The sequence below is a fragment of the Streptomyces sp. NPDC004266 genome (assembly GCF_042874095.1).
Classification (GTDB): Bacteria; Actinomycetota; Actinomycetes; order Streptomycetales; family Streptomycetaceae; genus Streptomyces.
This window is the reverse complement of record NZ_JBIAMM010000013.1, coordinates 34,762-60,926: the sequence shown is the minus strand read 5'-3', so window position 1 is coordinate 60,926 and position 26,165 is coordinate 34,762. Positions and strand designations below refer to the sequence as shown.

General features: G+C 74.7%; 24 protein-coding genes. 5 read left to right on the top strand and 19 right to left on the bottom strand.

What is annotated here, in order from left to right:
- Positions 1 to 3: 3 nt before the first annotated feature.
- The 7 genes from ACFYUZ_RS28015 to ACFYUZ_RS27985 are packed head-to-tail and all read right to left on the bottom strand — an operon-like array spanning position 4 to position 7,520.
- A complete protein-coding gene (locus ACFYUZ_RS28015; RefSeq protein WP_389313762.1) occupies positions 4 to 573 on the bottom strand; it encodes a phage tail protein in 570 nt (189 codons plus the stop codon).
- Positions 570 to 2,558 (bottom strand): putative baseplate assembly protein, encoded by a 1,989-nt coding sequence (locus ACFYUZ_RS28010; RefSeq protein WP_389313760.1) that lies wholly within the window; start codon positions 2,556 to 2,558, stop codon positions 570 to 572. The genes ACFYUZ_RS28015 and ACFYUZ_RS28010 overlap by 4 nt, the downstream gene beginning before the upstream one ends.
- 10 nt (positions 2,559 to 2,568) lie before the next feature.
- Entirely contained in the window at positions 2,569 to 2,967 is a 399-nt protein-coding gene (locus tag ACFYUZ_RS28005) for a GPW/gp25 family protein (protein ID WP_389313758.1), read from the bottom strand.
- Between the two features lie 30 nt (positions 2,968 to 2,997).
- Positions 2,998 to 4,812: a VgrG-related protein gene (locus tag ACFYUZ_RS28000; protein WP_389313756.1), complete on the bottom strand. Its 1,815-nt coding sequence runs from the start codon at positions 4,810 to 4,812 to the stop codon at positions 2,998 to 3,000.
- Positions 4,809 to 5,549 (bottom strand): LysM peptidoglycan-binding domain-containing protein, encoded by a 741-nt coding sequence (locus ACFYUZ_RS27995; RefSeq protein WP_389313754.1) that lies wholly within the window; start codon positions 5,547 to 5,549, stop codon positions 4,809 to 4,811. The genes ACFYUZ_RS28000 and ACFYUZ_RS27995 overlap by 4 nt, the downstream gene beginning before the upstream one ends.
- Position 5,550: 1 nt before the next feature.
- Positions 5,551 to 5,988 (bottom strand): phage tail protein, encoded by a 438-nt coding sequence (locus ACFYUZ_RS27990; RefSeq protein ID WP_030689162.1) that lies wholly within the window; start codon positions 5,986 to 5,988, stop codon positions 5,551 to 5,553.
- A 56-nt stretch (positions 5,989 to 6,044) separates the two neighbouring features.
- Positions 6,045 to 7,520, bottom strand: coding sequence for a hypothetical protein (locus ACFYUZ_RS27985; protein WP_389313752.1), 1,476 nt, complete (start codon positions 7,518 to 7,520; stop codon positions 6,045 to 6,047).
- Positions 7,521 to 8,679: 1,159 nt separating this feature from the next.
- Here ACFYUZ_RS27985 and ACFYUZ_RS27980 point away from each other — a divergent pair.
- Positions 8,680 to 8,871 carry a hypothetical protein gene (locus ACFYUZ_RS27980; protein WP_389313750.1) on the top strand — a complete coding sequence of 64 codons (192 nt, stop codon included), beginning with the start codon at positions 8,680 to 8,682 and terminating at the stop codon, positions 8,869 to 8,871.
- Positions 8,872 to 8,876: 5 nt separating this feature from the next.
- On the opposite strand, the gene ACFYUZ_RS27975 is transcribed toward ACFYUZ_RS27980, so the two are convergent.
- The 5 genes from ACFYUZ_RS27975 to ACFYUZ_RS27955 all read right to left on the bottom strand — a co-directional run bounded on the left by ACFYUZ_RS27975 (position 8,877) and on the right by ACFYUZ_RS27955 (position 13,230).
- Positions 8,877 to 9,029 (bottom strand): hypothetical protein, encoded by a 153-nt coding sequence (locus tag ACFYUZ_RS27975; protein WP_093877718.1) that lies wholly within the window; start codon positions 9,027 to 9,029, stop codon positions 8,877 to 8,879.
- Positions 9,026 to 9,445 (bottom strand): hypothetical protein, encoded by a 420-nt coding sequence (locus ACFYUZ_RS27970; protein ID WP_389313748.1) that lies wholly within the window; start codon positions 9,443 to 9,445, stop codon positions 9,026 to 9,028. The genes ACFYUZ_RS27975 and ACFYUZ_RS27970 overlap by 4 nt, the downstream gene beginning before the upstream one ends.
- A complete protein-coding gene (locus ACFYUZ_RS27965) occupies positions 9,445 to 9,888 on the bottom strand; it encodes a phage tail protein (protein ID WP_030693830.1) in 444 nt (147 codons plus the stop codon). The genes ACFYUZ_RS27970 and ACFYUZ_RS27965 overlap by 1 nt, the downstream gene beginning before the upstream one ends.
- Positions 9,889 to 9,947: 59 nt before the next feature.
- Positions 9,948 to 11,528 carry a phage tail sheath family protein gene (locus ACFYUZ_RS27960; protein ID WP_389313746.1) on the bottom strand — a complete coding sequence of 527 codons (1,581 nt, stop codon included), beginning with the start codon at positions 11,526 to 11,528 and terminating at the stop codon, positions 9,948 to 9,950.
- Positions 11,529 to 11,673: 145 nt separating this feature from the next.
- Positions 11,674 to 13,230: a DUF4157 domain-containing protein gene (locus tag ACFYUZ_RS27955; protein WP_389313744.1), complete on the bottom strand. Its 1,557-nt coding sequence runs from the start codon at positions 13,228 to 13,230 to the stop codon at positions 11,674 to 11,676.
- 386 nt (positions 13,231 to 13,616) lie between these two features.
- Between ACFYUZ_RS27955 and ACFYUZ_RS27950 the strand changes: the two genes are divergently transcribed.
- Positions 13,617 to 15,245: a hydrolase gene (locus ACFYUZ_RS27950; RefSeq protein WP_389313742.1), complete on the top strand. Its 1,629-nt coding sequence runs from the start codon at positions 13,617 to 13,619 to the stop codon at positions 15,243 to 15,245.
- Between the two features lie 91 nt (positions 15,246 to 15,336).
- Here the strand turns inward: ACFYUZ_RS27950 and ACFYUZ_RS27945 are convergent, their stop codons facing one another.
- From ACFYUZ_RS27945 to ACFYUZ_RS27925, 5 genes are all read right to left on the bottom strand, one after another.
- Complete coding sequence (locus ACFYUZ_RS27945) at positions 15,337 to 17,367, bottom strand: ATP-binding protein (protein WP_389313741.1); 2,031 nt, start codon at positions 17,365 to 17,367, stop codon at positions 15,337 to 15,339.
- Entirely contained in the window at positions 17,364 to 18,005 is a 642-nt protein-coding gene (locus ACFYUZ_RS27940) for a DUF4255 domain-containing protein (protein WP_389313739.1), read from the bottom strand. Before ACFYUZ_RS27940 ends, ACFYUZ_RS27945 begins: the two co-directional genes overlap by 4 nt.
- Positions 18,005 to 18,655 (bottom strand): LuxR C-terminal-related transcriptional regulator, encoded by a 651-nt coding sequence (locus ACFYUZ_RS27935; protein ID WP_389314115.1) that lies wholly within the window; start codon positions 18,653 to 18,655, stop codon positions 18,005 to 18,007. The genes ACFYUZ_RS27940 and ACFYUZ_RS27935 overlap by 1 nt, the downstream gene beginning before the upstream one ends.
- A gap of 305 nt (positions 18,656 to 18,960) precedes the next feature.
- A complete protein-coding gene (locus tag ACFYUZ_RS27930) occupies positions 18,961 to 19,554 on the bottom strand; it encodes a DUF4328 domain-containing protein (RefSeq protein WP_389313736.1) in 594 nt (197 codons plus the stop codon).
- Positions 19,555 to 19,662: 108 nt separating this feature from the next.
- Positions 19,663 to 20,418 (bottom strand): TetR/AcrR family transcriptional regulator, encoded by a 756-nt coding sequence (locus ACFYUZ_RS27925; protein WP_389313734.1) that lies wholly within the window; start codon positions 20,416 to 20,418, stop codon positions 19,663 to 19,665.
- A gap of 153 nt (positions 20,419 to 20,571) precedes the next feature.
- On the opposite strand from ACFYUZ_RS27925, the gene ACFYUZ_RS27920 reads away from it, so the two are divergent.
- The 3 genes from ACFYUZ_RS27920 to ACFYUZ_RS27910 all read left to right on the top strand — a co-directional run bounded on the left by ACFYUZ_RS27920 (position 20,572) and on the right by ACFYUZ_RS27910 (position 24,766).
- Positions 20,572 to 22,083, top strand: a complete 1,512-nt coding sequence (locus tag ACFYUZ_RS27920; protein ID WP_389313732.1) for a flavin-containing monooxygenase — start codon at positions 20,572 to 20,574, stop codon at positions 22,081 to 22,083.
- A gap of 102 nt (positions 22,084 to 22,185) precedes the next feature.
- A complete protein-coding gene (locus tag ACFYUZ_RS27915; protein WP_389313730.1) occupies positions 22,186 to 23,145 on the top strand; it encodes a diiron oxygenase in 960 nt (319 codons plus the stop codon).
- A gap of 31 nt (positions 23,146 to 23,176) precedes the next feature.
- Positions 23,177 to 24,766 carry an FAD-dependent oxidoreductase gene (locus ACFYUZ_RS27910; RefSeq protein WP_389313728.1) on the top strand — a complete coding sequence of 530 codons (1,590 nt, stop codon included), beginning with the start codon at positions 23,177 to 23,179 and terminating at the stop codon, positions 24,764 to 24,766.
- 15 nt (positions 24,767 to 24,781) lie between these two features.
- Here the strand turns inward: ACFYUZ_RS27910 and ACFYUZ_RS27905 are convergent, their stop codons facing one another.
- Positions 24,782 to 25,486 carry an esterase/lipase family protein gene (locus ACFYUZ_RS27905; protein WP_389313726.1) on the bottom strand — a complete coding sequence of 235 codons (705 nt, stop codon included), beginning with the start codon at positions 25,484 to 25,486 and terminating at the stop codon, positions 24,782 to 24,784.
- A 200-nt stretch (positions 25,487 to 25,686) separates the two neighbouring features.
- Complete coding sequence (locus tag ACFYUZ_RS27900; RefSeq protein WP_389313724.1) at positions 25,687 to 26,070, bottom strand: ATP-binding cassette domain-containing protein; 384 nt, start codon at positions 26,068 to 26,070, stop codon at positions 25,687 to 25,689.
- Positions 26,071 to 26,165: the final 95 nt, after the last annotated feature.

The window sequence follows — 26,165 nt, the reverse complement described above, 5'->3', positions numbered from 1 at the left end:
GGGTCAGGCTCCTTCGGATGTACGGGAAGAGGTCACCGCGACGGTGAACGGCAGGTGTGCGGGGCGGGCCGCGGCCACGACCGCGCGCAGCCGGTGCGGATCGACGGCGGCCGGGTCGGCGACCCGGAGGACGACGCGCAGCCCGGCCACGGGCGCCCCCGGGAACGGACCGAGCGGACGGGCGGACCAGCTCGCGCCGCCGCTCTCGGTGATCTCCGGGGCGACGCCGAAAGCGAGCCGCACCGCCGCCGCGAGCCCCTGCCGGGTGCCGCGGACCCGGTGCAGCGCCACGGCCGAGGCGACCGCGTGCCGCCGCAGCGGCAGCGGCTCGCCGCCGTCCAGCTCCGCGCCCACCCAGGTCGCCAGGTAGTCCACGAAGTCCTCGGGGGCGAGCGCCGGCGAGAAGTACGCCTCCAGCGAGTCGAGGACGTGGAACAGCGGAGCGAGGACGACGTCCAGGCCGGACACGAACCGCTGCCCGAAGTCGTCCTCCGCGTAGACGGCCGGCAGCGCCGCCCCCAGCGGGTACGGGGTCGCGAGCCCCGGGACCGTGCCCCGCGCGGAGCCGCTCACCGCGCCTCGATCACACGGACACGGTGGTCGAACGGGAACAGCAGCGCGGACGGCGCCAGTTCGATCCGGTCCGTCGCCTCGCCCCGCCTGCCGGTCAGCGGATCGGCCGGATGCAGCAGCACCTCGTCCACCAGCTCCACGCCCGGCACCCGCTGGAGCGCCGCGAAGACCTCTCCGGCGCGCAGCGGCCGCCCGAACGGCCACCCCTCGCCGTGCGCCCCGCCCGTCAGCGGGTCCAGGTACGCGTACAGCGCGTCCAGCGCCTCGGCGCGCACCCGCTCCGCCTCGGCCGCCCGGAACGAGTGCAGCGTCGCGACCACCGTCACCCCCTGGTAGAACGGCGGACCGACGGCCAGCCGGGTGCCCAGGGGCCGCCGCTCGTCGAGGAAACCCGTCACCCGCGCGAGGAGTTCGTCGCCCGGGACCAGCTGCTCGAAGCGCAGCCGCCCGCCCCGGTCCGGCACCGCCTGCGGCACCACCAGGACCCGGACCGCGTTCTCGCCGGCCTCGGCGGCGTCCGCCGCCAGACAGGAGATCCGCGCGGCCTCGGGCGCGGCCCGCCGGGCCAGCTCCTCGTAGTCCCGGGCGGTGACGGCCCGCTCCTGCGCCCGCAGGGTGATCGGCGCGCGGGACTTGGCCTCCTCGACGGTCTCCCCGTCCACCCCGCCCCGCGCCGCCTCGCGGTTCTCGACGCGCGCGATGTACGGGATGGAGCTGCGCAGCACGGTGATCGTGGAGCGGGCCACGTTGCCCGCCCGGCCGCCCCCGGTGCCGTAGCGGACCGCGCGGATCGCCGCGCCCTTCGGCGGCACCGCCCCGAACTGCCGCAGCGTGCCGTCCGGTTGGCGCACGGACGGGCCGAAGGCGATCTCGCCGGTCGTCGCGTCCAGGGTGTAGTGCCGGTCGCCGGGGCGCGAGGAGGCGAAGTCGCTGACGAGGGTCCACTCCTGCCAGCCGGACTCCGGGTCCTCCTCGTCGCCGCCGCCGTCCGCGCGCCCGGCGACCTGGAGGAGCAGCGGCGGCCGGTCCACGACCGGCGCGTGCGCGAGCCGCGTCCGCTGCCCCGGGACGCCCTCGGACTCGCCCAGGGGCTCGTCCCGCACGGCCTCGGCGTGCGCCGCCCGCACCGTGCCGCCGATGGTGAACGCGCCCGCCGCCCGCACGGTCGGCGACTCGCTGTAGGACGGCAGCCCCTCGGCCGGCTCCACGACCCGGCAGCGCACCCAGCCCGCCTCGTGCCCGCCGAGCCGCGAGAGCGCGTGCCCCGACGGCATGTGCAGCACCACCTCGCCCGGCCGGTTGAGCCCGCCCGTGGAGTCCTCGTCGACCTCGCACACCACCCAGCCCTCGGCCGCCGACCACGCCTCCCACACCAGGGGCGGGCGGCGCGGGTCCACGCCGACGCCGTCGACCCTGCTGTCCAGGTCGAGGACGAGCACACAGTCCGGCACGGCCGCCGACAGGCCGAGGAGCAGGGCGTCCCCGACGCGCGGCAGAGCCGAGAAGACGGGGACGTCCGCCCCGCCCACCACGTCCTGCGAGCGGTCCTCGGGCGTGCCCCCGGCCTCCTGCCGCAGCAGGCGGGTCAACTCGCACGGGACGACGGTCAGATCGGCGGTCGTCGCGAAGACGACCGCCTCCTCCGTCTCCGTGCGCCCGGTCGACACCTCCGTGCCGGCGGGCAGCAGCACCGGCTCGGGCTGCGGCGCGGAGAGCCGGAAGGTGATGTCGGCGCGGGCGGCGGCGGGCGGGAAGAGCGTCACGCCGAGCAGGTCGAGGAAGGCCAGGTGGTTCTTCTCCGGGACCCGGTTGAGCCGGTAGACGAGCTGGTCCGCCATGTGCGCGACGGCCTCGACCAGGGTGACGCCCGGATCGGAGACGTTGTGGTCGGTCCACTCGGGGCACGCCTGCTGGATGTAGCGCTTGGCGTCGTCGACGAACTGCTGGAAGCGACGGTCGTCGAGATGGGGTGCGGGCAGGGCCATGGCGGCTCTTTCAGTCCTCGGAGGGGATGACGTAGAAGGGGAAGACGAGATTGCGCGGGTTGTTCGCGCCGCGCACCCGGTAACGGACGTCGATGTGGAGGGTGGTCGGCTCCCCGGGCGCGGGGGCGACCGTGACGTCCTCCACCTCGATCCGCGGCTCCCAGCGGTCGAGCGAGGACAGCACCTCGTACCGGACCCGCCCCATCGTCGCGTCGTTGACCGGAGCGAACACCAGCTCGTGCACCGCGCAGCCGAACTCGGGCCGCATCGGCCGCTCGCCCGGCGCCGTGGCCAGGACCAGGCGCATCGACTCCTCGATCTCGCGGTCGCGCCGCACCAGGGCGATGGAGCCGCTCGGCCCGGTGCGCAGGGGAAAGGCCCAGCCCGCACCGACGAAGTGCTCACTCATCGCTTCCTCCTTCTGCTCGGGACGGCGGGTTCAGAACGGCAGGTTCGCCGCGACGGGATTGGGCATCGGGACGGTCGACGTGACGAAGGCGGGCGCGTTGACGACGGCCTGGGTCAGCGCCGACACCTTGAACTTCGCCCCGGCCTTGATGTCCACGCCGAGCCCCGCGTCCAGCCGGATCCGCCCCGTCGCCGAGAGCGTCAGGTCGGTCCCCGACTCGACCGTCACTCCCCGGGCCCCGCTGATCGTGACCGTGCCGTCGCTGTCGATGGTCAGGGTGGTGCGGGCCTCGTTCAGCTCGACGCTCAGTCCGCCCTTCGACGTCCGCAGCCGGATGCCGTGCGAGGCCCGCGTCCGGCCGCCCTCCTCGCGCAGCTCCACGGTGTGCCCGGTGCGCGAGGTCAGGGCACGCCACTGGATCCGCCCGCTGGTCGGATCGACGGGCGCGACCCGGTCCGTGGCCGGGGTGTGCCGGTCGACGCCGTTGTACAACCCCGCCAGGACGTAGGGGTGTTCGAGGGAGCCCCGGTCGAAGGCGCACAGCACCTCGTCGTCCACCTCCGGCAGCACGAGACCCCCGCCGCCGCGCCCGCCGAGCTGGGCGACCCGGCACCAACCGCTCTCGTACGTCGCCGACAGCCACGGGAAACGCAGTCTGACCCGGCCCAGCGACAGCGGATCCTTGGTGTTGGTGACCAGCGCGACCGCGACACCCGGCATGGGCGGCGCCGGCTCCCCGCCGCCCGAGGCCGTCCCGTACAGCGAGCGGAACTGCCGGCCCGACACCGTCAGCCACGTGGTGAACTGCTGCCCCGAGGCGAAGACGTGACGCACCCCCGTGGCGGTGTAGCGGCCCTCGAAGGGGAAACCCGCGCCCTTCACCGCCACCGGCTGCCCCGGCTTCAGCGACGGATTGCCGGTGACGGCGACCTCCACCTCCGCGAACGAGCCGGTGACGTCGTCGGCGAGCGCGGCGGCCGCCTGCACCACCTCCGACTGCGTCGTGAACGGCGTTCCCGTCGCGGCGAGTTCGGCCTCGCCGAAGGGCGCCGACAGCTGCGCCGGGGTGATGTCGGAGACGATGTCCCGGCTCGCCACGGCGGGCGTCGGCGAGGACAGCGCCTGCTTGGTACGGGGATCCCAGCCCCGCACGTCGACCCTCCCCACCTGCCCGGCGGCCGTCACCGACACCCGGCTGTGCAGCGTGTTCGCGCCGAAGTCCAGGACGTACGGGCTGGCCGCGGCCGGCGTGGTGTCGGCGGGCGCCGAGGAGGCCGGCGGCAGCGCCGCGAAGACGAGCCGGCCCGCCGGGTCGACGGACAGCCGGACGTCGTTCTCCCGGGCGAGCCGGGACAGGAAGTCCCAGTCCGTGATGTTGGGCTGGGTGGCCAGCTCGTAGACGGTGGGCGTCGCCTCGACCTTGCCGAGGGGGATGCGGTTGAGCGCGGCGAGCTTCCGGACGATGTCGGAGGCCGTCATGTTCGGATAGCCCTCGACCCGCCGGTTGCGCAGCAGGCGGTGGCCGGGATCGTAACCGCGGAGGATCAGGTACCGCCCGTGCCCGGGAGCCGCGTCCACCTCCACGGCGGTCACCTCGCCCGTCAGCATGGGCTCCCCGAGTCGCCCGTCGGTGAACGGGGACAGCACCGCCATGGCCCCCACCTTCAGATAGGGGAACTTCTCGGTGAGCGTCCCGTCCTTGTCGCCGAAGGTCAGCTGGAACGCGGACGGGACGTTGACGCTGGCGTCCACCCAGCCCTCCGTGAGCCGGACCGCCAGCGGATCCGGGAGCGGCGTGCCGTCGAGCTGCACGTGGAGCACGGTGGTGAAGGTCTTCTCGCTCATGAGGCGCTCTCGTTCTCCGGCATGTCGGTGGTGGACGGGAGCAGCAGTTCCGTGCCCGGACGCAGCCGCATCGGATCGTCGATGCCGTTCGCCTCCGCGATGACCCGCCAGCGCGTCGCGTCGCCGTACTCCCGCCAGGCGAGCGACGCGAGGGAGTCCCCGGCGACCGTGCGGTGCGCCTTGCGGGCCGACAAGGCGCCCGACGTCGGGTTCTGCTTCTTCGTCGCGGTGGCGACCTCGGTGAGCGAGAGCGAGCAGGTCGCGCGGATCGGTATGCCGCTCGGACTGAACAGGGTGTACGTCGCGGAGACGGACGTCACGTACGCGACGAACCGCACCGTCGAGAAGGACCCCCACGAGAACTCCACCCACGGCGGCGACGGCGCCTTCGCGCCGATGCTCTGCTGGGTCACCTCGCAGCAGGAGAGCAGGAGCTCCACCTGCTGCTGCACGTCGTTCGAGGACGGGTCGTCGGACCGGTCCAGGAACACCTCCAGCTGGAGCCGGGCGGGCTCGCTGCCGGTGAACTTCGGCGGCGCACCACGGGTGTACGCCACCGCCCGCTCGGTGTGCCAGTTCGCGGACCGGCTGAGCTGCAGCTGGTCCGGGTTGAACTGGAACTTCACCTCGCCGATCCGGCCGCCCATCGAGCCGCCCAGGTCCGTCGGCGGCTGGTGGATGGAGAGCGAGGCGCGGGAGAGACCGCGGGCCGCCAGGGCGCCCATGACGCCGGCCATCTCAGGCGCCTCCCGCGTCGGTGAAGCCGTGGTGCGCGATCTCCAGCGTCTCGGTGGCGACGGCCGGACTGGCCGGGTCCAGCGTCGGCCCCGTCCACCGCACCGGCAGCACCTCGACGAGACCCCACTGCGCGACCGTCGAACCGTCCGCGCGCAACGCCGCGATCTGCGCCGTGGGGCGCGTGATGCCCGTCGCGAGGGACGAGATCCAGGCGGCGACCTTGGCCGTGTCCGGGGTGAGGGGGCGGGTGAGGCGGATGGTGGAGAAGGTGACGCGGGTGGGGAGCTGCCAGACGAAACCGTTGTTGCCGCCCTCCCGGCGCTGCTCCACCTCCACCTCGGAGGCCAGGCCGTCGCAGCCGTTGAACAGGCCGAGGTCCTGGCCGTCGATCGTGAGCTTGAAGAAGACGGTGGAAGCGGGGTCCGACTGCGTGGGCATGAGGCGGTCTCTCGGTAGGCGGGGTCGGGGCGGTTGTCGGGGCGGGCGGGCTCTGGTCAGTGGCCGTGATCGCGGAGCCGGCCCACCCGCTCGCGGTCGGCACGGAGCTCGGCGCGCAGGAGGCGCGAGAGCGGGGTGACGAGCCGGCGGGCCAACTCGTCGAGCTGGGTGGGCGATTCGGGTCCGGGCCCGGGGGCGGGAGCGGGAGCGGCGGGTGGGGAGGCCGCCGTGCCGGTACTGCGCTGCACGGGGGCCGCGGGGGCGCGGGGTGGGAGGGGGGCGGGGACGGCGGCGGTCGGCCGGACCGGTACGGGGAGCACCGGAGGGGGAGGGGAGGGGGCCGCGGGCGTCGGGACGGGCGTGGGAGCGGGGCTGCTCCGGCGCTGTACCGCCACCGGTCGGGCGACGGGCCGCGCGACGGACGGCGGAGCGAGCGGGACGACGACGGGACGGACGGCTCCGGTGGACGGCGCGGCGACGGAGCTCTGGACGGTGGGGACGCCGGGCGTGCCGGGCGTGGCGACGGGTACGGCCGCCGGGGGAGCCGCGGGAGCCGTGCGCGGACCGGGGGGCGCGCTCGCGGCACCGGGGAGGCCCGGGGTGAGCGGCCGGCCGGTGGCGAGCGGCCGGCCGGAACGGCGCTGGACGGTGGGCGCGGTGGCACGGGGGAGATCGGTGACGGTGACCACGGGGAGGGACGCGGGGACGGCCGGTCCGGCGGGGACACCTGCGGCGGGCGCCGCGGGAGCCTCGGGACCCTCGGGGCGCGGCTCGGTCCGTACGGGCGTCGACGGCGGTCCGACCGGTCCGGCCGTGTGCGGTGCCGTGGCGGTGACCGGAGGGCGGGAGGCCGTCGGTGACGCCGGGGTCGCCGACGACGCCGGGGCCGCCGGCCGGGGTGCGGCAGCGGAGGTACGGGTGATCGGCGCCCCGATCGGGGACCGGCGCGGTGCGGGCTCGGCATGCGGCGCGGGCGAGGCGGCGGAGGAGCGCTGGACGGGCGCGCCGAGGCCCGGCCTGGCGGGGGGCGTCGCCGCGGCTCGGGACGGCTCGGACGCCCGGGCAGCCGGAGACGCGGGGACGCCGGGCCCCGGACGCGTTCCGGGTGCGGGGGCGACCGGGGCCGTCCCGGCCGGCGGGGACGTGGCCGCCGTCGTGCTCCAGTCGGCGCCCGGGGCGCGCCGGGAACGCCGTACGGAGGGGCGGCGTTGCACCGGCGCGTCCGGCGCGCCGACGGGAGTCCCGGGCCCAACGGGGGAGTCGGGGCCCGGGACGTTCTGGGGCCGCCCGGCGCGCGAGGGCTCCGGAGCGGCGTCGTCGGACGCGCCCACGACCGCGTCCGTACGAGGGGGAGCCGCCGCGCGCTGGACGGCGGGGGCGCCGGACGCGGGCGCGCCGACCGCCCCCGCGGCACCGGCCGGGGCCAGCCGGCGCGGCGGCTGCACGGGCCGGGCGGAGACCAGGGGCGAGCGCCGGGCGGGCACGGCCCGGACCGGCCCGGGCGACGGGGCACCCGCGGCCGTCGTCTCCACGCGCGGTGCGCCGACGACCTCGCGCCCGACGGGTTCGGGCGACGGACCCGGGGCACCCGCGACGGCACGCCGAACCGCGCGAGGAGGGGAAGGGGGCGCGGGCCGGGTGCGGCCGCCGTGTGCCGGAGCGGGCGATGCAGGGCGTACCGGAACGGGCACGTCGGCCCTCGCCGGGGCTGCCGCGTCTCCCCGCACGGGAGCGGACGCGGCACCTCGCACCGGCGTGGGCACGTCGGTCCGGGCGGGGGAAGCCAGGGGTCGTTGCACCGGGGCGGTGGCCCTGCCTTGTACGGGGGCGGGTGCGTCGTTCCGTACGGGGGTGGGCGCGTCGGTCCGTGCGGGGGTGGATCCGTCCGCTCGTACCGGGAAAGTCGTGGCCCGTTGTACCGGGGTGGGTGCGTCGTTCCGTGCGGGGGCGGGTCCGTCCGTTCGTACCGGGGAAGGCGTGGCCCGTTGTGCCGGTGCGGGTGCGTCGTTCCGTACGGGGGCGGGTGCGTCGGTCCGTACCGGGGAAGCCGTGGTCCGCTGCACCGGGGAAGCCGTGGTCCGCTGCACCGGGGCGGTGGCCCCGCCTCGTGCCGGGGCGGGTGCGTCGTTCCGTACCGGCGCGGGAGCGTCCGCTCGTGCCGGGGAAGCCGTGGCCCGTCCCACCGGGCCGGTCGCCTCCCCCCGCACCGGGGCGGTCGCTTCGTCCCGCACCTGGGCGGGTGCGTCAGCGCGTACGGAAGAAGCCGTTTCTCCTCGTACCGGCAGAGGCGCTTCCCCCCCTTCCGGAGCAGGCGTACGGCCCCGTGCCGGCCTGGTCGCCGCGTCCTCCGGCGGAGCCGTCGCCTCGGCTCGTACCCGCGCGGGGGCAGCGGCCCGTCCCCCCGCCCGAGCGGCCGTCTCCGTCCGTCCCGGCCCGGACGGCCGCGTCGGCCGGGCGCCCGGTGTCCCGGTCGCGCGCTGGACGCGCGGCGGCGCGGCTCCCTCGGAGCCGCCCGCGGCCTCGGGGCTCGGCGAGGTCGTCACCGCCACCGGCAGCCGCAGGCCCGGCAGTTCCGCGGCGGGGGCGCCCGCCGGCTGCCGCACGGGACGCACGGCGTCGAGGAGTACGCCTCCGGGCGCGTCCGGCACCGCGCCGTGGCCGAGGCCGGTCTGGAAGGAGGGGTTCCAGTGGGTGGCGAGCGACGAGGCGAAGCCGTGCTCCGTGACGGTGCGGGGAGCCCCGTCGAGGACGCGCCGCACGGGCGGCAGCCCGAGCCACGCGTCCCCCGGAGCCGTCGCGGGCGCGACGGGCTCCGCTCCGGACGGCTTCCGCGCCCGCCACCTCTCGAACATGCCCACCTTCTCCAGCCTCCTTTCCCAGTGATCCGCTTACGCCTGCGACCGCTCCACCAGCGAGGCCACCTGTGCCACGTACCCGCGCCGGTCCGCGTGCTCCAGGTCGAGGATGTCGTCCATGCCCCAGTGGAGGTGGAAGGCGAGGTACGCGGTCTCCTCCTCGATCCGGTCGGCCGCGTACGTCACGATTCCCCCAGGCGGCTCCCGGCCAGCTCGACCTCGAAGGACTCCTCGCAGTGGGGGCAGGCGACGGCGGCCCGCGTGTGGCCCTCCGCGTTGATCTGCCGGTAGAAGTCCTGGAGGAACGCCAGGTCGGAGGCGAACATGTTCTCCACCGTCCCGTCGTGGACCGACGGGAGCGTGCCCAGCCGGGTGATGACCCGGCCGAGCAGCACCACGGACAGGTACGCCGGGTTCTCCCGGACCCGGATGTCCCGCAGCGGCAGCAGCTCGTCCCGGGCCGTGGCCAGCCGCATCGCCCCGTGACGGTGCACGGTGCCCGCCTCGTCGACGAACCCGCGGGGCAGCTCGAACTCGAACTCGGTGCGCAGGGGCTCCTGCCGGCGGTCGGGCTGCGGCCCCGTCGATCCCTCGCGTCGCATCAGCCGAGCGTCAGCTCTTCGAAGGTGATGGTGACCTGCTCGGTCAGGGCGGCCGCGTCACCGGCCTTGGTGGAGCTCAGCTCGACCTTCGTGCACCAGGCGTTGCGGAGGTTGTACCGCTTCACCTCGGTCAGCTGGTAGTCCAGGAAGATGATGGACGCGTCCTTGCGGGCGGAGCCCATGTCGCCGGCGATGGACGCGGAGATCCACTCGGTGAAGGCGGCGGACTGCGTGGCGCCGCGGGTCACCGTGCACTCGCCGGCCTTCTTCACGCCGGGGAGCTTCTTGATGATGGGCTTGCCGTCGGCCGAGACCTGCTGGAACTCGATGACGTCCTGCTCCATCGTGAGGCCGCTGATCTCCTGCAGCGTCTCGACCATGACGCCGTCGATCTGCAGGCCGAAATTGTGGGTGGTGAGGGCGTCACCGGTGTCGAGGGACATGCGGTTCACTCCTGTTCATGAGGGGGTCGGGATGTGTGGGGGAGGGGCGGGGCGGGGGATCACTCCTCCAGCTCGCCGCCGCCCCCCTGGAACTGCGCGAGGCGGAAGACCACGAACTCCGCGGGCTTCACGGGCGCGATGCCGATCTCGCAGACCACCCGGCCGAGGTCGACCGACTCCGGGGGGTTGGTCTCCGCGTCGCACTTCACGTAGAAGGCGTCCTCGGCGCGCTGGCCGAACAGGGCGCCCTGGCGCCATTCGTTGACCAGGAACGCCGAGATGTTGCGGCGGATACGGGCCCACAGCGACGGGTCGTTGGGCTCGAAGACCACCCACTGCGTCCCGACGAGGATCGACTCCTCGAGGTAGTTGAAGTAGCGGCGGACGTTCAGGTAGCGCCAGGCCGGGTCGGAGGCGAGGGTCCGCGCGCCCCACACCCGGATGCCCCGGCCCGGGAAGGCACGGATGCAGTTGACGCCGACCGGGTTGAGCAGGTCCTGCTCGCCGCGCGTGATCTGGAGCTCCAGGTCGACCGCGCCGCGCACGATCTCGTTGGCGGGCGCCTTGTGGACACCGCGCTCCGAGTCGTTGCGGGCCCAGACGCCGGCCATGTGACCGGACGGCGGCACCGTGCGGGTCTGGCCGCCGGCCGGGTCGAAGGACTTGATCCACGGGTAGTAGAGCGCGGCGTACCGGGAGTCGTAACCGGCCACCTCCTGGCGCCACTTGCGGACGTCCCGGGCGTTCAGCCCCGGCGGCGGGTCGAGGATCGCCATCCGGTCGCCCATCAGCTCGCAGTGCGCGACCAGGCCGAGCTGGACGGCCTTGACCTGCTCCAGGTCGATGAGCCCCTGCTGGTAGGCCGCCATCAGGTCCGGCACGGCGACCATGTTGATCTCGTCGAGGGCCTCCAGACCGCCGAAGCCGGTGCGGTCGGCGGAGTCGCCGATGAACTGTCCCGACTCCATGGCGGCGGGCGCGTCGGCACGCACCGCGACCGGGGCCGGGAGCTGCGCGGGCGGGGGGAGGATGACGGTCTGGGCGTCGGGCCTGGCGAGCTGTCCGCCGGCCGCGGCCTCCTCCAGGACGATGGCCTTGGAGCGCTGCTTGACCTGCGCGACGACGTAGTTGCGGGCGCTCTTCTTCGCGGAGGCGTCGAAGCTCTCGACGACCTTCTCGCCGTCCTTGACGACCAGCCTGAACCGCTCGGCCTCGCCCTCGACGTCCTGCACCTCGACGGTGAGCGCCCCGCCGGCCTCGGACCCGGCGGCGACGGCCGCGACCCGGAAGGCGCCGAGCGCGACGGCCTCGCCGGCGACGAGCTCGCGCGGGGCGGCGGCGGCCGTCCCGACGGGTTCCACGGCGCCCTGGGCGTCCCCGCCGCCCACGCGCACCACGTACGCGGCGGTGCCGCCGTTGTTGAAGAAGCCGTACACGGAGTGGGCGAGGTAGTACCCGTCCGTGAAGTCACCGAAGGAAGCGACGTACTGCGACCAGTTGGTGACGAGCACCGGCTCGTTCAGCGGCCCGGTCGGCGACAGGCCGACGAAGGCCGCGACGGAGGTCCCGACGCCCTCGATGGGCCGGGAGCCGCCGGCGACTTCCTCGACGTAGACGCCGGGGGACAGGTAGGTGGGCATGACGCGTGCTCTCCTTGGACAGGACGGTGTGGACGGAAGTGGGGGACTGTTCCGGTCGGCCGGCGACCTGGCGCCGGTCCTCCGTGACCGGGTGGGGCCGTGCGGGGCCGTGCGGGCGGCCGGGGCCCGATCCGAAGGACGGGGCCTAGCGGTTCGACTTGCGCAGCGTCGCCCTCCCGACGTCGGTGGCCGCCCAGCGCACGAACCGGTCGCCGGCTTCGGCTTCGAACGCCTTGAGCGCCTGCGGGTCGGTCACCTGGATGGAGACCCCCAGGGCGTGCTGCTGCTTCGAGGGCTTGATGTGGGCGCGCTTCGTGGTGAATCCGTCGACCTCGCCGTTCGCCCCCCGCGTGGCGTGCCCGTGGATGTGGAGCTCCCAGGTGTTGATCCACTGCAGCTTGCCGGTGTCGGCGGTCGGTTCGAGGCCCCACGCCCCGCCGAAGTCGTCGGTCGCGCTGTCGTAGTCCGAGGCGTAGTAGGAGGCCGCTCCGGAGGACTTGATCCTCACCAGGGACGCCGTGAAGAGCCTCCCCACCTCCTCCGCCGACTGGCCGCCGCTCAGCGCCCGCAGCTTCTGCATCTCCGCGCTCGTGTTGACCACCGTCGCCTGGACGGCGCGCCGGAAGTTCTCCAGGGCGAGGAAGAACTTCCGTGCCGTGTCGGTGCTGTCGGCCCAGGCCTGCCTGGCCAGTTTCCTGAGCGTCTTGTCGTGGACGGCGAGCCGTTCGTCGCCGAACGTGGTGTACACCCGGGCGATCTGGTCGAGATGGGGCTTCGCGTCGGTGACGGCGTCCCGCAGGTAGGCCACCTGGGCGCGTATCGACGCGATGCGTTCCGCCGGCGTCCCCAGGCCGGGCTGGGCGCCCTCGATCACCTGCTGCACCGCGGTGATCCCCGGATGGTCGCCGGGCGCGTGGCGCGTGATGGTCTGCGGAATCCGGGCGAGGACGGCTTCCAGCTCCGCTTCGAGCCGGACGCACTCCACCTTCTCGTCCTCGGTCAGCCGCTGGACCGGCGCGTCGGGCGTGCGGGCGGCCGGCGCCGTGCCCGGTGCGGCCGCGGTGTCCGACGAGGCCCGCACCGGAGGCGTCCCGCTCATCGCGCGCGTCGCGTTCGCCTCGGCCTCGCGCTCGAAGCGGTCCGAGGGGTCCGAGACCTTCAGGCCGGAGCCGTCGTCCGTGCCGGCCACCGGGCCCCGACGCTGCTGGATCACGTGCGTCAGCTCGTGCGCGAGCGTGTGCGGGTCGCCACCGCCCTCGCCGATGACCACGTGGGAACCCGAGGTGTACGCACGGGCACCCACCTCGGCCGCCGAGGCCTTCGCCGCCGCGTCCGTGTGGACGCGCACGTCGGAGAAGTCCGCGCCGAGACGGGACTCCATGTCCGCGCGGACCGAGTCCTCCAGCGGCCGGCCTGCCGAGCGCAGCACGTCGGGGACCGAGGACCGCTGCACGGTCCGCCCGTCCCCCGGGGCATGGCCGCAGCCCGCGCCGTGGACGTGTGCGTCCCGCTGCACCGCGGCCGTGAACGCGGCGTTCCCCGCGGCCCGTTGCAGCGCGGCCGCCGCTCCCGGGGTCAGGCGTGCCGTCCCGCCGGTCGCGGCGAGGCGCGCCGCGTCCTCCGGCAGGGGCTCCCGGGCAGGGCGATGCGCCGGGCGGTCGCCCCGGTCCGGTCCCGGCTTGTCGCGGTGTGTCGATTCCATCGTGCTTCCCCTCTCCTCGGCTCGTGGACGGCGTCCGAACGCTTCCGACTCTCGCCGAGGCCCCGGCCGCCCGACCAGGGAGGAAGGGGCGGTCACGAGGGCAGCCGGGGCTGCCCCGACGGTCACGCCCCCGGGACCGCGGGTCCGGCGCCGGCACGGTCACGCCGTGCGGAGCCGCACACCGACGGGAGGTCGCCCGCACCCCTTGACAAGGCGCCCCGGCGTGCGAGGGTGGGGCCGGAGCGCGGCACCCCCGGCCGAGACCGGCCCCGTGCCCCGGGTGCGTGCCCGACACCGTCCCGAGGGGCTCCGGGGCAGGCCGTGTTGCCCCCGCACCGGCACTTTCGGGCAGCCGGAACCGGCCCCCGCCCCCCTAGCCTGCGGTCATGACCATCTGGACCTCTCTGGACCCGGCCGATGTCACCGTCGAGCCGGGGACCCGGACCTCCGCCCGGCTGCGGGTGCGCAACACCGGGGACACCGTCGAGGAGTACCGGCTCTCCCTCGTCGGCAAACCCTCGGGCTGGTCCCGGGTCGAGCCGGACGTCCTGCGCCTCTACCCGGGCAGCGAGGGGACCGCCGAGATCACCTTCGCCCCGCCGCGCTCCTCGGACGTGGAGGCCGGACCCCACGCGTACGGCGTCCGCGTCGACCCCCGGGAGAACGCGGGCGCCCGCGACGTGGTGGAGGGCCGGCTGACCGTCACGCCCTTCGCCGAGACCCGCGCCGAGCTGCTGCCGCCCGCGCTCGTGGGCCGCTTCCGGGGCCGGGCCCGCATCGCCGTCGACAACCTCGGGAACACCCCGCTGACCGCGTCCCTGATCGCCCGCGACGAGACCGGCCGGCTCACCTTCGACGTACGGCCGAACGCCGTGCAGATCGCCCCCGGCCGCGCCGCCTTCGGTGAACTCGTCGTACGGCCGCAGGCCGTGCGCTGGACCGGCGCCGAGGAGTCGCACCGGTTCACCGTGGCCGTCCGCCGCGCGGGCGACGACACCGCTCTCGACCTGGAGGCCACGTACGACCAGCGACCCGTCTTCGGGAACTGGCTGGTCGTGGTGGGCGGACTCCTGGTGACCGCCGCCATCGCCTTCGCCGTGCTCTGGTTCGGCTTCTCCCCGAAGATCGTCAGCGCCGCCAAGGAGATCCAGGCCACCGGCGCGCCCAGGCCCGCGGCGCAGGGCGACGGGGACGAGCTGCCCGAAGCGCCCCCGCCCAGCGCGCCCGGCGGACCCGCGCCCGGCGGGCAGCCGCCCGGCGACGCGCCTCCGCCGGTGGACGGGGGACCCCCGCCGGCCGGGGGAGACGGCGGCACGGACGGGGGTGCCGGTGACGGCTCGGGCGGCGGGGCGACCGGCGGGGGATCCGGCGGAGGCGCCGAGCCGACCGACCCCGGGCCGGGCACCGGCGACGGCGGGAACCAGCCGCCGCCCCCGCCCGCCTCCACGAAGACCCTTCCCCCCTGGGTCCAGGGCGACCCGAAGGACCTCGTCGTCGAGTACGCCCAGGAGCGCCTCGCCGCCATGAGCGGCACCAACCCGTGCAGGCTCACGGGGAGCTGGAGCCGAGGGGTCATCGACAGGGCGACCCGTGACGCGATCGCCTGCTACCAGCGCGCGGTCGTCGAGGACGCCGCGAACGGCAAGAACTCCGGCGAGATCCTGAGCGTCGACGCGGAGGGCACCCTCGGGCGCGCCACCCTCACCTCCCTCTGGGTCCAGGGGATCACGCCCGACGAGGTGGAGCCGGGGAGCAGCGGCATGGAGAACACACAGCTGGTGGCGGCCTTCTGGTGGGCGTACAACCGCAGCTTCTCCGACGACGACCTCTCCAAGGCGCGCGCCCGCGCCCAGTACGGCATCGACAACCTCCGGACCGGGAAGGTGACGGCCACCCGGAACGGCAGCAACGTCCAGGACCACATCCGCCAGTACCAGACGGCCGTCGGGCTCCCGGCCACCGGCACCGTCGACTGGCCGACCCTCCGCAAGATGCTCGGCGGCAGCGTCATGTGAGCCGACGGCGGACGTCGGACGAAGGGCCGAGGGGTCCACCCACACGGGTGGCCCCCTCGGCCCTTCACGGCGATCACGGCGATCACGGCGATCACGGCGCCCAGGGCGCGTCCGCGTCCACGACCAGCCTTCCCGCCTTCCGGTACTCGCGCCGCGCCCCGGCCCGGACGTCCTCGCCGGTCACGGCCGAGCCGCGGGCCGCCGCCAGATAGCCGGCCGTCACCGCCGCCGAGCGGATCGCGCCGCCGGCGAGCTCGAACTCCGCGGCGCACCGCGCGATCTCCTCGTCCACCCCCTCGGCCTTCGGCGTGGCCGCCAGGCAGGAGCGCCAGAGCGAGAGGCGCTGCCCGGGATCGGGGAAGGGGAAGTCCACGACCAGGTCGAGCCGGCGGGTGAACGCCTCGTCGATGTTGGCCCTGAGGTTGGTCGTGAGGACCGCGATCCCGTCGAAGGCCTCCAGCCGCTGGAGCAGATAGGCGCTCTCCAGGTTGGCGTACCGGTCGTGCGAGCTCTTCACCTCCGACCGCTTGCCGAAGACCGCGTCGGCCTCGTCGAAGAGGAGGACGCAGTCCGTGCGGTCCACCTCGGCGAAGATCCGCTCCAGGTTCTTCTCGGTCTCGCCGACGTACTTGTCGACCACCGACGAGAGGTCCACCACATAGAGGTCGAGCCCCAGTTCGCCCGCGACGACCTCGGCGCCGAGCGTCTTCCCGGTGCCCGACTCCCCGGCGAACAGCGCGACGACACCGCGCCCCCGCCCGCCGCCCGTGCGCAGCCGCCACTCGCCGAGCACCCGGTCCCGGTCCCGGGCCCGGCCGGTCAGCTCGCGCAACAGCCCCAGCGGCTCCTCGGGGAGCACGAGGTCGGCGAACCCGACGGCCGGCCGGATCCGCCGCGCACGGCTGTCGAGGAGCGGCGCCGACACCAGCCGGGCACCGCGCCGCAGCTGCGCGAGCGTCAGCGCCGTGCCCTCGAACGCGGCGAGCGCCCGGGCGGAACGCGCCGCCCGGCGCACCTGATCGCCGCTGAGGCGGTACGCTGCGGTGGCCGCGTCCAGGTCGAAGTCGACGTCCGGCGAACCGAGTTCGCGGTGCCAGAGGCCCTCGGGGCCCGCCGCGTCCTCCGGCGCGTCGAGCGCGATCAGCTCCGCGTCCGGCGCCCACCGGAGATCGGGCGCCTCGGTGCCGGCGAGGACCACCGTCGCACCGGACGAGGCGAGGGCGCGCACCAGCGGCCCGGGCCGCGGAGGCAACGGGTCGACGACCACGGCGGCGCCGCGCAGCCGGGCCTCACGCAGCAGCAGCCGCGCCGCCCGCTCGTCCACGCCCTCCGGCCGGTACCGCAGCACGGGCCGTCCGGAGGCGCGCAGCGCGGCCACCACCCCGTCCGTGGCGGCGCCGGGGACGCGCTGACGCAGATGGACGGTGACGGGCCCGGCGGCGACGACCCGCGCCCCGAGCGGCGTGGCCGCGGCGGACGCGTCCGCCACCCCCGCCGGCAGCAACTCCACCTCGGCGGACGGAAGTCCGGCGTCGAGCCGCCCGTCGTCGCCGAGGAGGTGCGCCACCACCCGCTCCGGCACGCGCAGGGCCCGCCCGGGCAGCGGCCGGTCCTCGTCCTCGACCTCCAGGAGACCGCCGGACCGCAGCGGGGCGGCCGGATGGAAACGGTCCCGGGCGGCCGGGTCGGAGGGGCCGGTGCCCGCCAGGTCCAGGGTCAGGGCCACGGTGGCGCGCCGTCGGCCCACGTCGTCGTTGAGGTATCCGTACAGCGTCTCGAAGTCCCGGTCCACGTCGGGCGCGAGCGCCGCGAGGAGGACGTGGGCGTCGAGCGCGGTGAGCCCGAAGTCCCTTGCCGTTCGGGCCAGTCGGTCCGTTCCGCCGGTGTCCGGAAGAGGGGCGCCGCCGCCCGGCGGGAGGGAGCCGTCGTGCCGCTCCGCCGTCGGTCCCGGCTCCGCCGCGATCCGGCGGGCCGTCTCCCCCGTGACGTACAGGCCGCGCAGCGGATCGCCCGCCGTGGGGTCCCCGGCGCTCCGGGCGTCCACGAGCGCGGCGACCCTGGTCCGGAGCGCGGAGACCAGGCCGAGCACGCCGTCGGTGTCCCGCAGGCCGTCCGCGCTCATGCGCCGCCCTCCCGTCGCGGGTCCGTCCTGACGCCGATGCGCCGCCGCGTCCGGGGAGCGGAGTCGCCCGGTACGCCGTCGATCCCGCGCACGAGGACCTCCGCGCCCTCGGTGACCGGCGGCGCCGCCCCGTACACCGGGGCGACCGGGAACGGTGTGGTGACCACGACGTCGAGCGAGGGCTTGAGCTCCCCGCCGAGCGCGGACCAGATGTCCGCCAGCGAGCGCGACTCGGCGGGCGGCACCGCGACGGAGAGCGGCAGGGACGTGGCGATCGGCCGCACGGACTCCGGCACCGCGTCCCCGGAGAGCGCCTCGTGCGGGAGGAGCAGCGCCAGCGCGTTCGACAGGAGCCGGTGTTCGTCCTCGGGCCGCGAGGTCCAGGCGGTCACCAGGTACGAGAGCCGGAACCAGCGCGGCGGCAGGCGCCTGCGCGTCACGATCCCGTCGGCGTCCCGCTCGGCCCGCGCGCCGCGCTCGCGCCGGGACACGTCCTCCCGGATGTCGTACAGGTAGGCGTTGAGCGTGGGGGTGTTGCGGCGGGCGGCCCAGTCGCGGGTGGGGGCGTCGAAGGCGACGTCGCCCGTGACGGCGGGTGCGAGCAGTCGGCGCAGGGCCTCGTCCATCTCGTGGATCATCAGATGTAGCCTTCGCGGAGCGCGTACGCGACGGCATGCGCCCGGTTGGTGAGCTGGAGACGGGTCATGAGCGAGTGCAGGACGTTCTTCACGGTGCGCTCGGAGTAGGCGAGCTTCTCGCTGATCTGCCGGGTGTCCAGACCCTCGGCGAGCAGCCGCAGCACGTCCACCTCACGGGGCGCCATCCCGAAGAGCGGCACCGATCCGCCGGTGCCCGCTCCCGCCGCCGTCGCCCGCTGGAGCCGGCCCACCTGGTTCAGGAGGCGGCTGACCAGGTCGGGCGGCAGTTCGCCCTCGCCCCGTGCCGCGCTGTGCACGGCGCTCAACAGCCTTTGCTCGGTGGCCTGGTGGCGCCAGATGATGGCCCGTACCCCGTGCTCGACCACGGTCAGGAGGTCGGGCTCGCGCAGCTCGCGGGCGATCAGCACGACGCGCTGGTCGCGGCCGCGCAGCAGGCGCCGGAGTTCCGCGGTGGTGGGTTCGTCGATCCGGTCCGCGAGCATCACCGCCACCGCGGGGGCGTCCCGCTCCCCGTCGTCGTGCTCGGGCACGAAGTCGATGGTCGGCTGGTGCCTCAAGTGGCTGATGAGTCCGGCCCTGCTGAGTGGATCGGATGCGTGGACGGTCACCGTCACCCGTGTGGTGAGCACTTCCGCTGCCTGCTCCTTCTCACGCGCCTCGACCGTCCGGGCGTGGTCGGGTGCCCGGGACCGGCCGGCGCGGCGACGGCGGCCCTCCGGCCGTCGGTCGCCACGCACGGTGAGGCTCCCCGTGGTCTGCTGGTCCGCGACCGGCGCACCGGTCACGATGTCCCGTCCAGCTTCCCGCGCGCTACTCACGTCTCGCTAACGCTCCGCTGCCGCGCTCCGGGACCCCGCACCGGGGCCGTCCACAACGCTCCTCCCGTGTGGTGCCCGCCACTCGGGGCGTCCGCGCGGCGGCGGGAGGGCGGTGCTCAGGTCATGTTGAAGTACGGGAGGGGGCCGGCCGGCTGGCCGGCGGTCACGCGGCGGATCACGGCGATCGCCAGGATCGAGTCCAGGATGCCGATGGCGTGGTCCACCGGGTTGTCGTACTGGGTCTGATGGAGCACCAGCAGGTGGACCGCGACCGAGAGCGGACCGTCGGCGAGCCAGACGAACCACCAGGCGTTGATCAGCCAGGTGTCGCGGGGCGGGCCGCCGGCGCGCCGGATGTCCAGGGTGATGCGCCGGGGCAGCCACCACATGGCGAGCGGGACGATCCAGGCGCCGAGGGCGAAGCCCGGGGCGTACTTGTGGGTGCCCGGCGCGAGCACCTCGGCGTTGCAGCGGGCACGGTGGAACCAGACCAGGAACGAGATCCAGCAGAGGATCTGGAGGAAGCCGAGCGCGGCCTTCCCGTCCTCGAGCCAGGGGGCGTCGGGGCCGGTGTGGATGATGTACGCCTCGGCGAGGGCCGACGTGGCTATCAGGCACTGGACGACGAGGGCGGGCCCCGCGGGGTTGCGGAAGCGGTAGCGCGGTCCGCGCACCGCCGCGGGCCCGACGGGCACGTTGTACTGGTCCATGTCTCATCCCCCCGATGCGGCCGAGTGGTACGGCGGCGCTGATCACCGGCATCGTAGAGGCGCACCGGACGGCCGGCCAAGGGCCGGGAGCCGGGGGAGGGGCCGCGGTCAGCGGCGGTCGTCCGCCGTGCCGTACGGGGCGTCCGGCTGCGGCGGTTCCGGGGCCGGCCCGATCGGCTGGTCGGGGTCGAGCTTGACGCCCAGGCGCGGGGTGGCGCCCGCCAGCAGACCCCAGAGGGCGTCGCTCAGGAAGTGGGTCAGGTCGTCGAGGGAGCTCCGCGACTCGGGGTGGGCGGCCCACTGGTTCACCACGCCGTCCACCAGGCCGACCATGCCGAACGCCAGGTTGAGGTTGAACCCCCGGGGCGCCGCCTCGCCGTCGAGGAACCGCTCGGCGTACGTGTCCAGGAGCCGGGCGAGGTGGAGGGCGACGGCGGTGCGGGTCCCCGCGACCGCGCGCGAGCCGGCGGCGGGCTGCCCGGGCGAGCCGGTGCCGAGGAAGCGGTGGAGGTGGGGGTGGAGCGCCACCCAGCCCACGTAGGTGGCCGCGGCGAGCTCGATCGCCTCCCGGATGGTGCCCTTGGGGTCGAGGGCGGGGGACAGGGCGGTCATCAGGTCGTCGGTGATCCGCGCGCGGATCTGCTCGTCGAGGTCCTCGCGGCTGCGGAAGATCCGGTAGACGACGGAGCGGGGCATGCCGGCCTCGGCGGCGATCGCCGCCACGCTGACCGTCGTCCCCTCGCGGCCGATGACGGCGAGGGCCGCGGCGAGGACCTGGTCCCGGCGTTCGGCGCGGTGGCCGGTCCAGCGGGTGTCACGGCCGTCGGGGCGCCCGTCGTTGCGTGTGTGTCTGTCCTCGGCCACGGCGTGGATCGTACCCGGCGGCGGGGAGGAGACCGGGCGCGGAGGGTGGCGCAGGTCACGTTACCGCCGGTATCCTGGACGCGGTGACACAGGTAAATTCCGGGGCCTGAGGAAGAATGCCCGCCGGTACGACCGGCAGCGGAGGGGACGGACATGGAGAACCGGCACGTCGACGTGCTGATCGTCGGAGCGGGACTGTCCGGCATCAGTGCCGCCTGCCACCTGCTCGCCGGCAATCCCGGAGCCACGTACGCGATCGTCGAGCGGCGCGCGGGGATCGGCGGCACCTGGGACCTGTTCCGCTACCCCGGCATCCGCTCGGACTCGGACATGTACACCTTCGGCTACGGCTTCCGCGCCTGGCACGGCACCAAGGTCCTCGCCGCCGGACCGGACATCCGCCGCTACATCCGGGCCACCGCCGAGGAGCACGGCGTCGCCGACCGCATCCGCTTCGGCCACCGGGCCGTCCGGGCGGACTGGTCGAGCGCCGAGGGCCGCTGGACCGTCGAGACCCTCGACGAGGCCACCGGCGAGACCCGCCTCCTCACCGCCCGCTTCCTCGTCGGCGCCACCGGCTACTACGACTACGACGCGGGCCACCGCCCCGAGTTCCCCGGCGAGGAACGCTTCCGCGGCACCCTCGTGCACCCGCAGCACTGGCCCGAGGACCTCGACCACACCGGCAAGCGCGTCGTGGTCATCGGCAGCGGCGCCACCGCCATCACCCTCGTCCCCGCGATGGCCCCCGAAGCCGCCCACGTCACCATGGTCCAGCGCTCGCCCACGTACGTCCTGGCGCTCCCCGCGGACGACCCCCTCTCCGTCCTCCTGCGCCGGCTGCGCGTCCCCGCCGCGCTCGTCCACCGGGTCGGGCGCACCCGCAACATCGCGATGCAGCGCGCCCTGTACGCCCTGTGCCGCAAGGCCCCCCGCCTCATGCGCAAGGTGCTCCTCGGCGCCGTGCGGGCGCGGCTCGGCAAGAGCGTCGACATGCGCCACTTCACCCCCGCGTACAAGCCCTGGGACCAGCGGCTGTGCGTCGTGCCCGGCGGGGACCTCTTCACGGCGCTCAGGAGCGGCCGGGCGTCCGTCGTCACCGACCACGTCGAGACGTTCACCGAGACCGGCGTCAAGGTCAGGTCGGGCGAGGAGATCCCCGCCGACATCGTCGTCACGGCCACCGGCCTGCGCATGCAGCTCGCCGGCGGCATGGAGCTCGCGGTCGACGGAAAGCCCGTCGTCACCCGCGAGCACCTCCTCTACAAGGGCGTGATGCTGGACGGCGTCCCCAACCTGGCGATGATCATCGGCTACACCAACGCCTCCTGGACGCTCAAGGCCGACCTCGCCTCCGCCTACGTCAGCCGGCTCGTCGCCCACATGGACCGCCACGGCCTCACCGCCGTCACCCCCGTCGCCACCGAGGCCGACCGCTCCTCCGTCTCCGTCATGGGCGAGTCGCTGACCTCCGGCTACATCGCCCGCGGCGACGCGATCATGCCCCGTCAGGGCACCCGCGACCCGTGGCGGATCTGGAACGACTACTACCGAGACCGCCGCGCGCTGCGGCGGTCCCCGATCGAGGACCCCGCGCTCCGCTTCGACCGCGCGGCCCCCGACGGACGCCCCGCCGAGCGGGAGGACCGGACCCCCGCGGTCTGACGCCCCTCTGGGAAGCCCTCGGAAAAGCTCCTCGAAAAGCCCTCGAAGAACCCCTCAGAAAAGCGCCTCCGGACAGCCGGCCGCGAGAGAGCGAGGACGACCATGACCAGCGTGCAGAGCTACCACGAGAGGCTCCGGACCCTGTCCGAGGCCTCGGTGCACATCCACTTCGACGCGTTCACCGACATCGACTGGGACCACCCCGACTTCGCCATCGACCCGTCGGACCCCCGCTGGGTGCTCCCCGCGGCCGACCCCCTGGGCGGCCACCCCTGGTACCAGGAGCAGCCCCTGGAGGTCCGCACGCGCATCGGACTGTGGCGGTACGCCAACATCGTCAAGGTCGGCATGCAGTTCGAGAACGTCCTCATCCGCGGCGTGATGGACTACCTCTTCGCCCTGCGCAACCAGAACCCGGAGTTCCGCTACCTCACCCACGAGGTCACGGAGGAGTGCCACCACACCCAGATGTTCCAGGAGTTCGTGAACCGCGCGGGCGCCGACGTGCCCGGCGGGCGCCGCTCCTTCCGGGTGCTCAGCCGCTTCCTGCCCCTGGCCGGCTCGCTGGTCCCCGAGTCGTTCTTCACCGGCGTCCTCGCCGGGGAGGAGCCCATCGACCACCTCCAGAAGGCGATCCTGCGCGGCGGCGGGGACATCCACCCGCTGATGCGCCGGCTCATGCAGATCCACGTCGCCGAGGAGGCCCGGCACATCTCCTTCGCCCACGAGTTCCTGCGCGTCAAGGTCCCCGGCTACGGCAGGGCGCGCCGGGGCGCGCTCTCGGTGGCCTTCCCCGTGATCATGCGGGTGCTCGGCGACGTCATCATGGTCCCCGACCGGAAGACCGCCGAGACGATAGGCGTGCCCCACTGGGTGATCAAGGAGATCTTCTGGAAGTCGCCCGACGGCGAGAAGATGCTCCGCGACCTCTTCTCCGACGTGCGGATGCTCGCCGAGGACATCGGCCTGATGAACAGGGCCTCCCGGCGCGTGTGGAAGGCGCTGCGCATCGACGGCCGCCCGTCCCGCCACCGCGGCGAGCCCGCCCCGCACGCCGCCTGACACGGCCCGCAGGTCCCTGGAACGGAGAACCATGCCCTACGTCGTCACCCGGTCGTGCTGCGCGGACGCCTCCTGCGTCCTGGCCTGCCCGGTCAACTGCATCCACCCCGCCCCCGGCGAACCGGGCTTCGGGCAGACCGAGATGCTGTACGTCGACCCCCGCACCTGCGTCGACTGCGGCGCCTGTACGACGGCCTGCCCGGTGGACGCGCTCAAGCCGCACACCGGGCTCACCGAGGCGGAGCTGCCGTTCCTCGAACTCAACCGCGCCTACTACGACGCCCATCCGCACGAGGACCGGGCACCCATGGCCCTCGTGCCCGTCCAACGCCGCACCTCCGCAGCCGAGTTGCGGGTCGCCGTCGTCGGCGCCGGACCGGCGGGGCTGTTCGCCGCCGACGAGCTGCTCCGGCACCCCGGCGTCACCGTCACCGTCCACGACCGGCTGCCCACCCCGTACGGACTCGCCCGCGCGGGAGTGGCCCCCGACCACCAGGACACCAAACGGGTCGCCCGGCTGTTCCGCGCCGTCGAGAGCCAGCCCGGCTTCTCGTACCGGCTCAACACCGAGATCGGCCGCGACCTGCACCACGAGGACCTGGTCCGCGACCACCACGCCGTGATCTACGCCGTCGGCGCGGCCACCGACCGCCGGCTCGGCATCGACGGCGAGGACCTGCCCGGCAGCGCCTCCGCCACCGACTTCGTGGCCTGGTACAACGGCCACCCCGACCACAGCGCCGCCCCCTACGCCCTGGACGGCGAGCGGGCCGTCGTCATCGGCAACGGCAACGTGGCCCTGGACGTGGCCCGCGTCCTCACCGCCGACCCCGACGCCCTGGCCCGCACCGACATCTCCGACCGGGCGCTCGCCGCGCTGCGGACGAGCCGCGTCCGCGAGGTGCTCGTGCTCGGGCGCCGCGGACCGGCCGAGGCGGCGTTCACCCTGCCGGAACTGCTCGCCCTCGCCGCGCTCGACGGCGTCGACGTCCTGGTCCGGGGCTGGCCGGCCGACGTGCCGCCGGACGCCACGCCCAAGACCGCGGTGCTCGCCGAGCTGGCCGCCAGGACCCCCGTGCCGGGACGCCGCCGCATCGTCCTGCGCTTCCGGACCCGCCCCACCCGGATCCTCGGCGACGGCCGGGTGACCGGTCTGACCGTCGAGACGGCCGGGGCCGTGGAGAACGTCGAGGCCTCGCTCGTCCTGCGCGCGATCGGCTACCGGGCCCGTCCCGTCCCCGGCCTCCCGTTCGACGGGGCGACCGGCACGGTGCCCCACGAGAGGGGCAGGGTCCGGCCCGGCGTGTACGTGGCCGGCTGGATCAAGCGCGGCGCCAACGGGTTCATCGGCACCAACAAGTCCTGTGCCCGGGAGACCGTCTCCGCGCTCCTCGACGACCTCGAAGCCGGTCTGCTCACCGCGCCCGCCGGCGGGGCCCCGGCGTCCGGCGGGCACCCCGAGGCCGTCGGCCTCGACGGCTGGCGGGCGATCGACGAGAGCGAGCGCGCGGCGGGCCGGCACCAGGGACGCCCCCGCGTGAAGCTCGTCGACAGGGAGCGACTGCTCGCCACCGCACGCTCCGCACCGGGACGCCCGACGGCGCGCTTCCGCCGGGCCTGACCGACAAGGCATCCCCTACGAGCGGAGGAACGCGCGGACGCCCCGGGAGACCGCGTCGTCTCCCGGCAGCGCGTTGTGGTCGAGACAGCCGGCGCCTTCGTTGACGGCGCCGGCCAGCGGCACGCTGCCGTCGGGGTCGATGACCTCGTCGCAGTTCGACCACCAGGTGGCGTAGCGCACGGCCCCGGGCGTCTCGTCGCCCTCCGCGAGCCTCTTCTGGACGTAGGAGCCCGGGGTCATGTCACGGCAGGCCTGGTCCCACAGCGCGCACGCCCATGCCGTGGAGGTGCCGTGGTTGGGACCTGCGAGGGAGACCCAGTGGGCGACGGAGGACTGTCCGGCGGCGTCGAACTTCACGTACCAGCGGGTGACGAGGCTGCCGAAGGAGTGGGCGACGAGGTCGACCCGGGCGGCCCCGGTCCGCCGCTTGACGCCCTCGACGTACGCGGCGAGTTCGCCGGAAAGGACCTCGTTCACGGACCGGTGCGTGTCGTAGCCGAAGGAGAACAGCTCGGCGTCGGTGTACCCGTCGGCCCTGAAGTCCGCGCGCAGTCCGCCCCACACGCCCGGGTCGGCGTTGTACCCGTGGACGAACACGACGGGAACGCGTGCGGAGGAGCCGGGCGCGGGTATCCCGGCCCGGGCGGGCGCCGCCGGCAGGAGCAGGGACGCGACGGCGGCGAGCAGCGGAACGGCGATCCGGCCACGGAGTCTCAGCACGCTCTCTCCCCCTACGAGTTACGCACGAGTAGTCAGGAGCATGGTGGGGGCTGAGGGGGCGGATGAACAGCCCCGTGCGCGGCTTCGTCGGCCCCGGGGTCCCTCAGGTGGCCCCGACGCCGTGGTGGCGGCCGGACCCGGCCGCCCCTCACGGTCACCGCCGTGGTGGGACTGGCGGCCGTCAGGTCGCCCGGCGGCGTTCAGCGTCTGCTGGGAGGTGACCCAGGCCCCGTGCACCTCTTCGAGGTGCGCCACGATTCGCGCTCGGCGACGGCCTCCATCAGATCCTGCCTGAACTCCCGTCGGGCGAGCGGGTCCAGGGCCGCGACCGGCTCGTCCAGGATCAGCAGTTCCGGGCGCTTGGCGATGCCCAGGGTGAGGGCGAGCTGCGCGCGCTGGCCGCCGGACAGCTTGCCGGCCCGCTGCTTCGGGTCCCGGCCGAGGCGACGGATCCGGTCGCGCGCCACGGCGTCGTCCCCGTTCGGGTTGAGGCGCTTGCCGAGGTCGAGGTGGTCGGCGACGCTCAACGTGGCGTAGGTCGGGGTGCCCTGGGCGACGAAGCCGACCTTGGCCAGTTGCTCCACACCCTCGGCGGGAGGGCCGCCGCACACCTCGACGGTGCCGGCCGTCGGGGACGTCCAGGTCGCAGTTCCGCAGCGCCCAGCGCTGCTTCTACCTC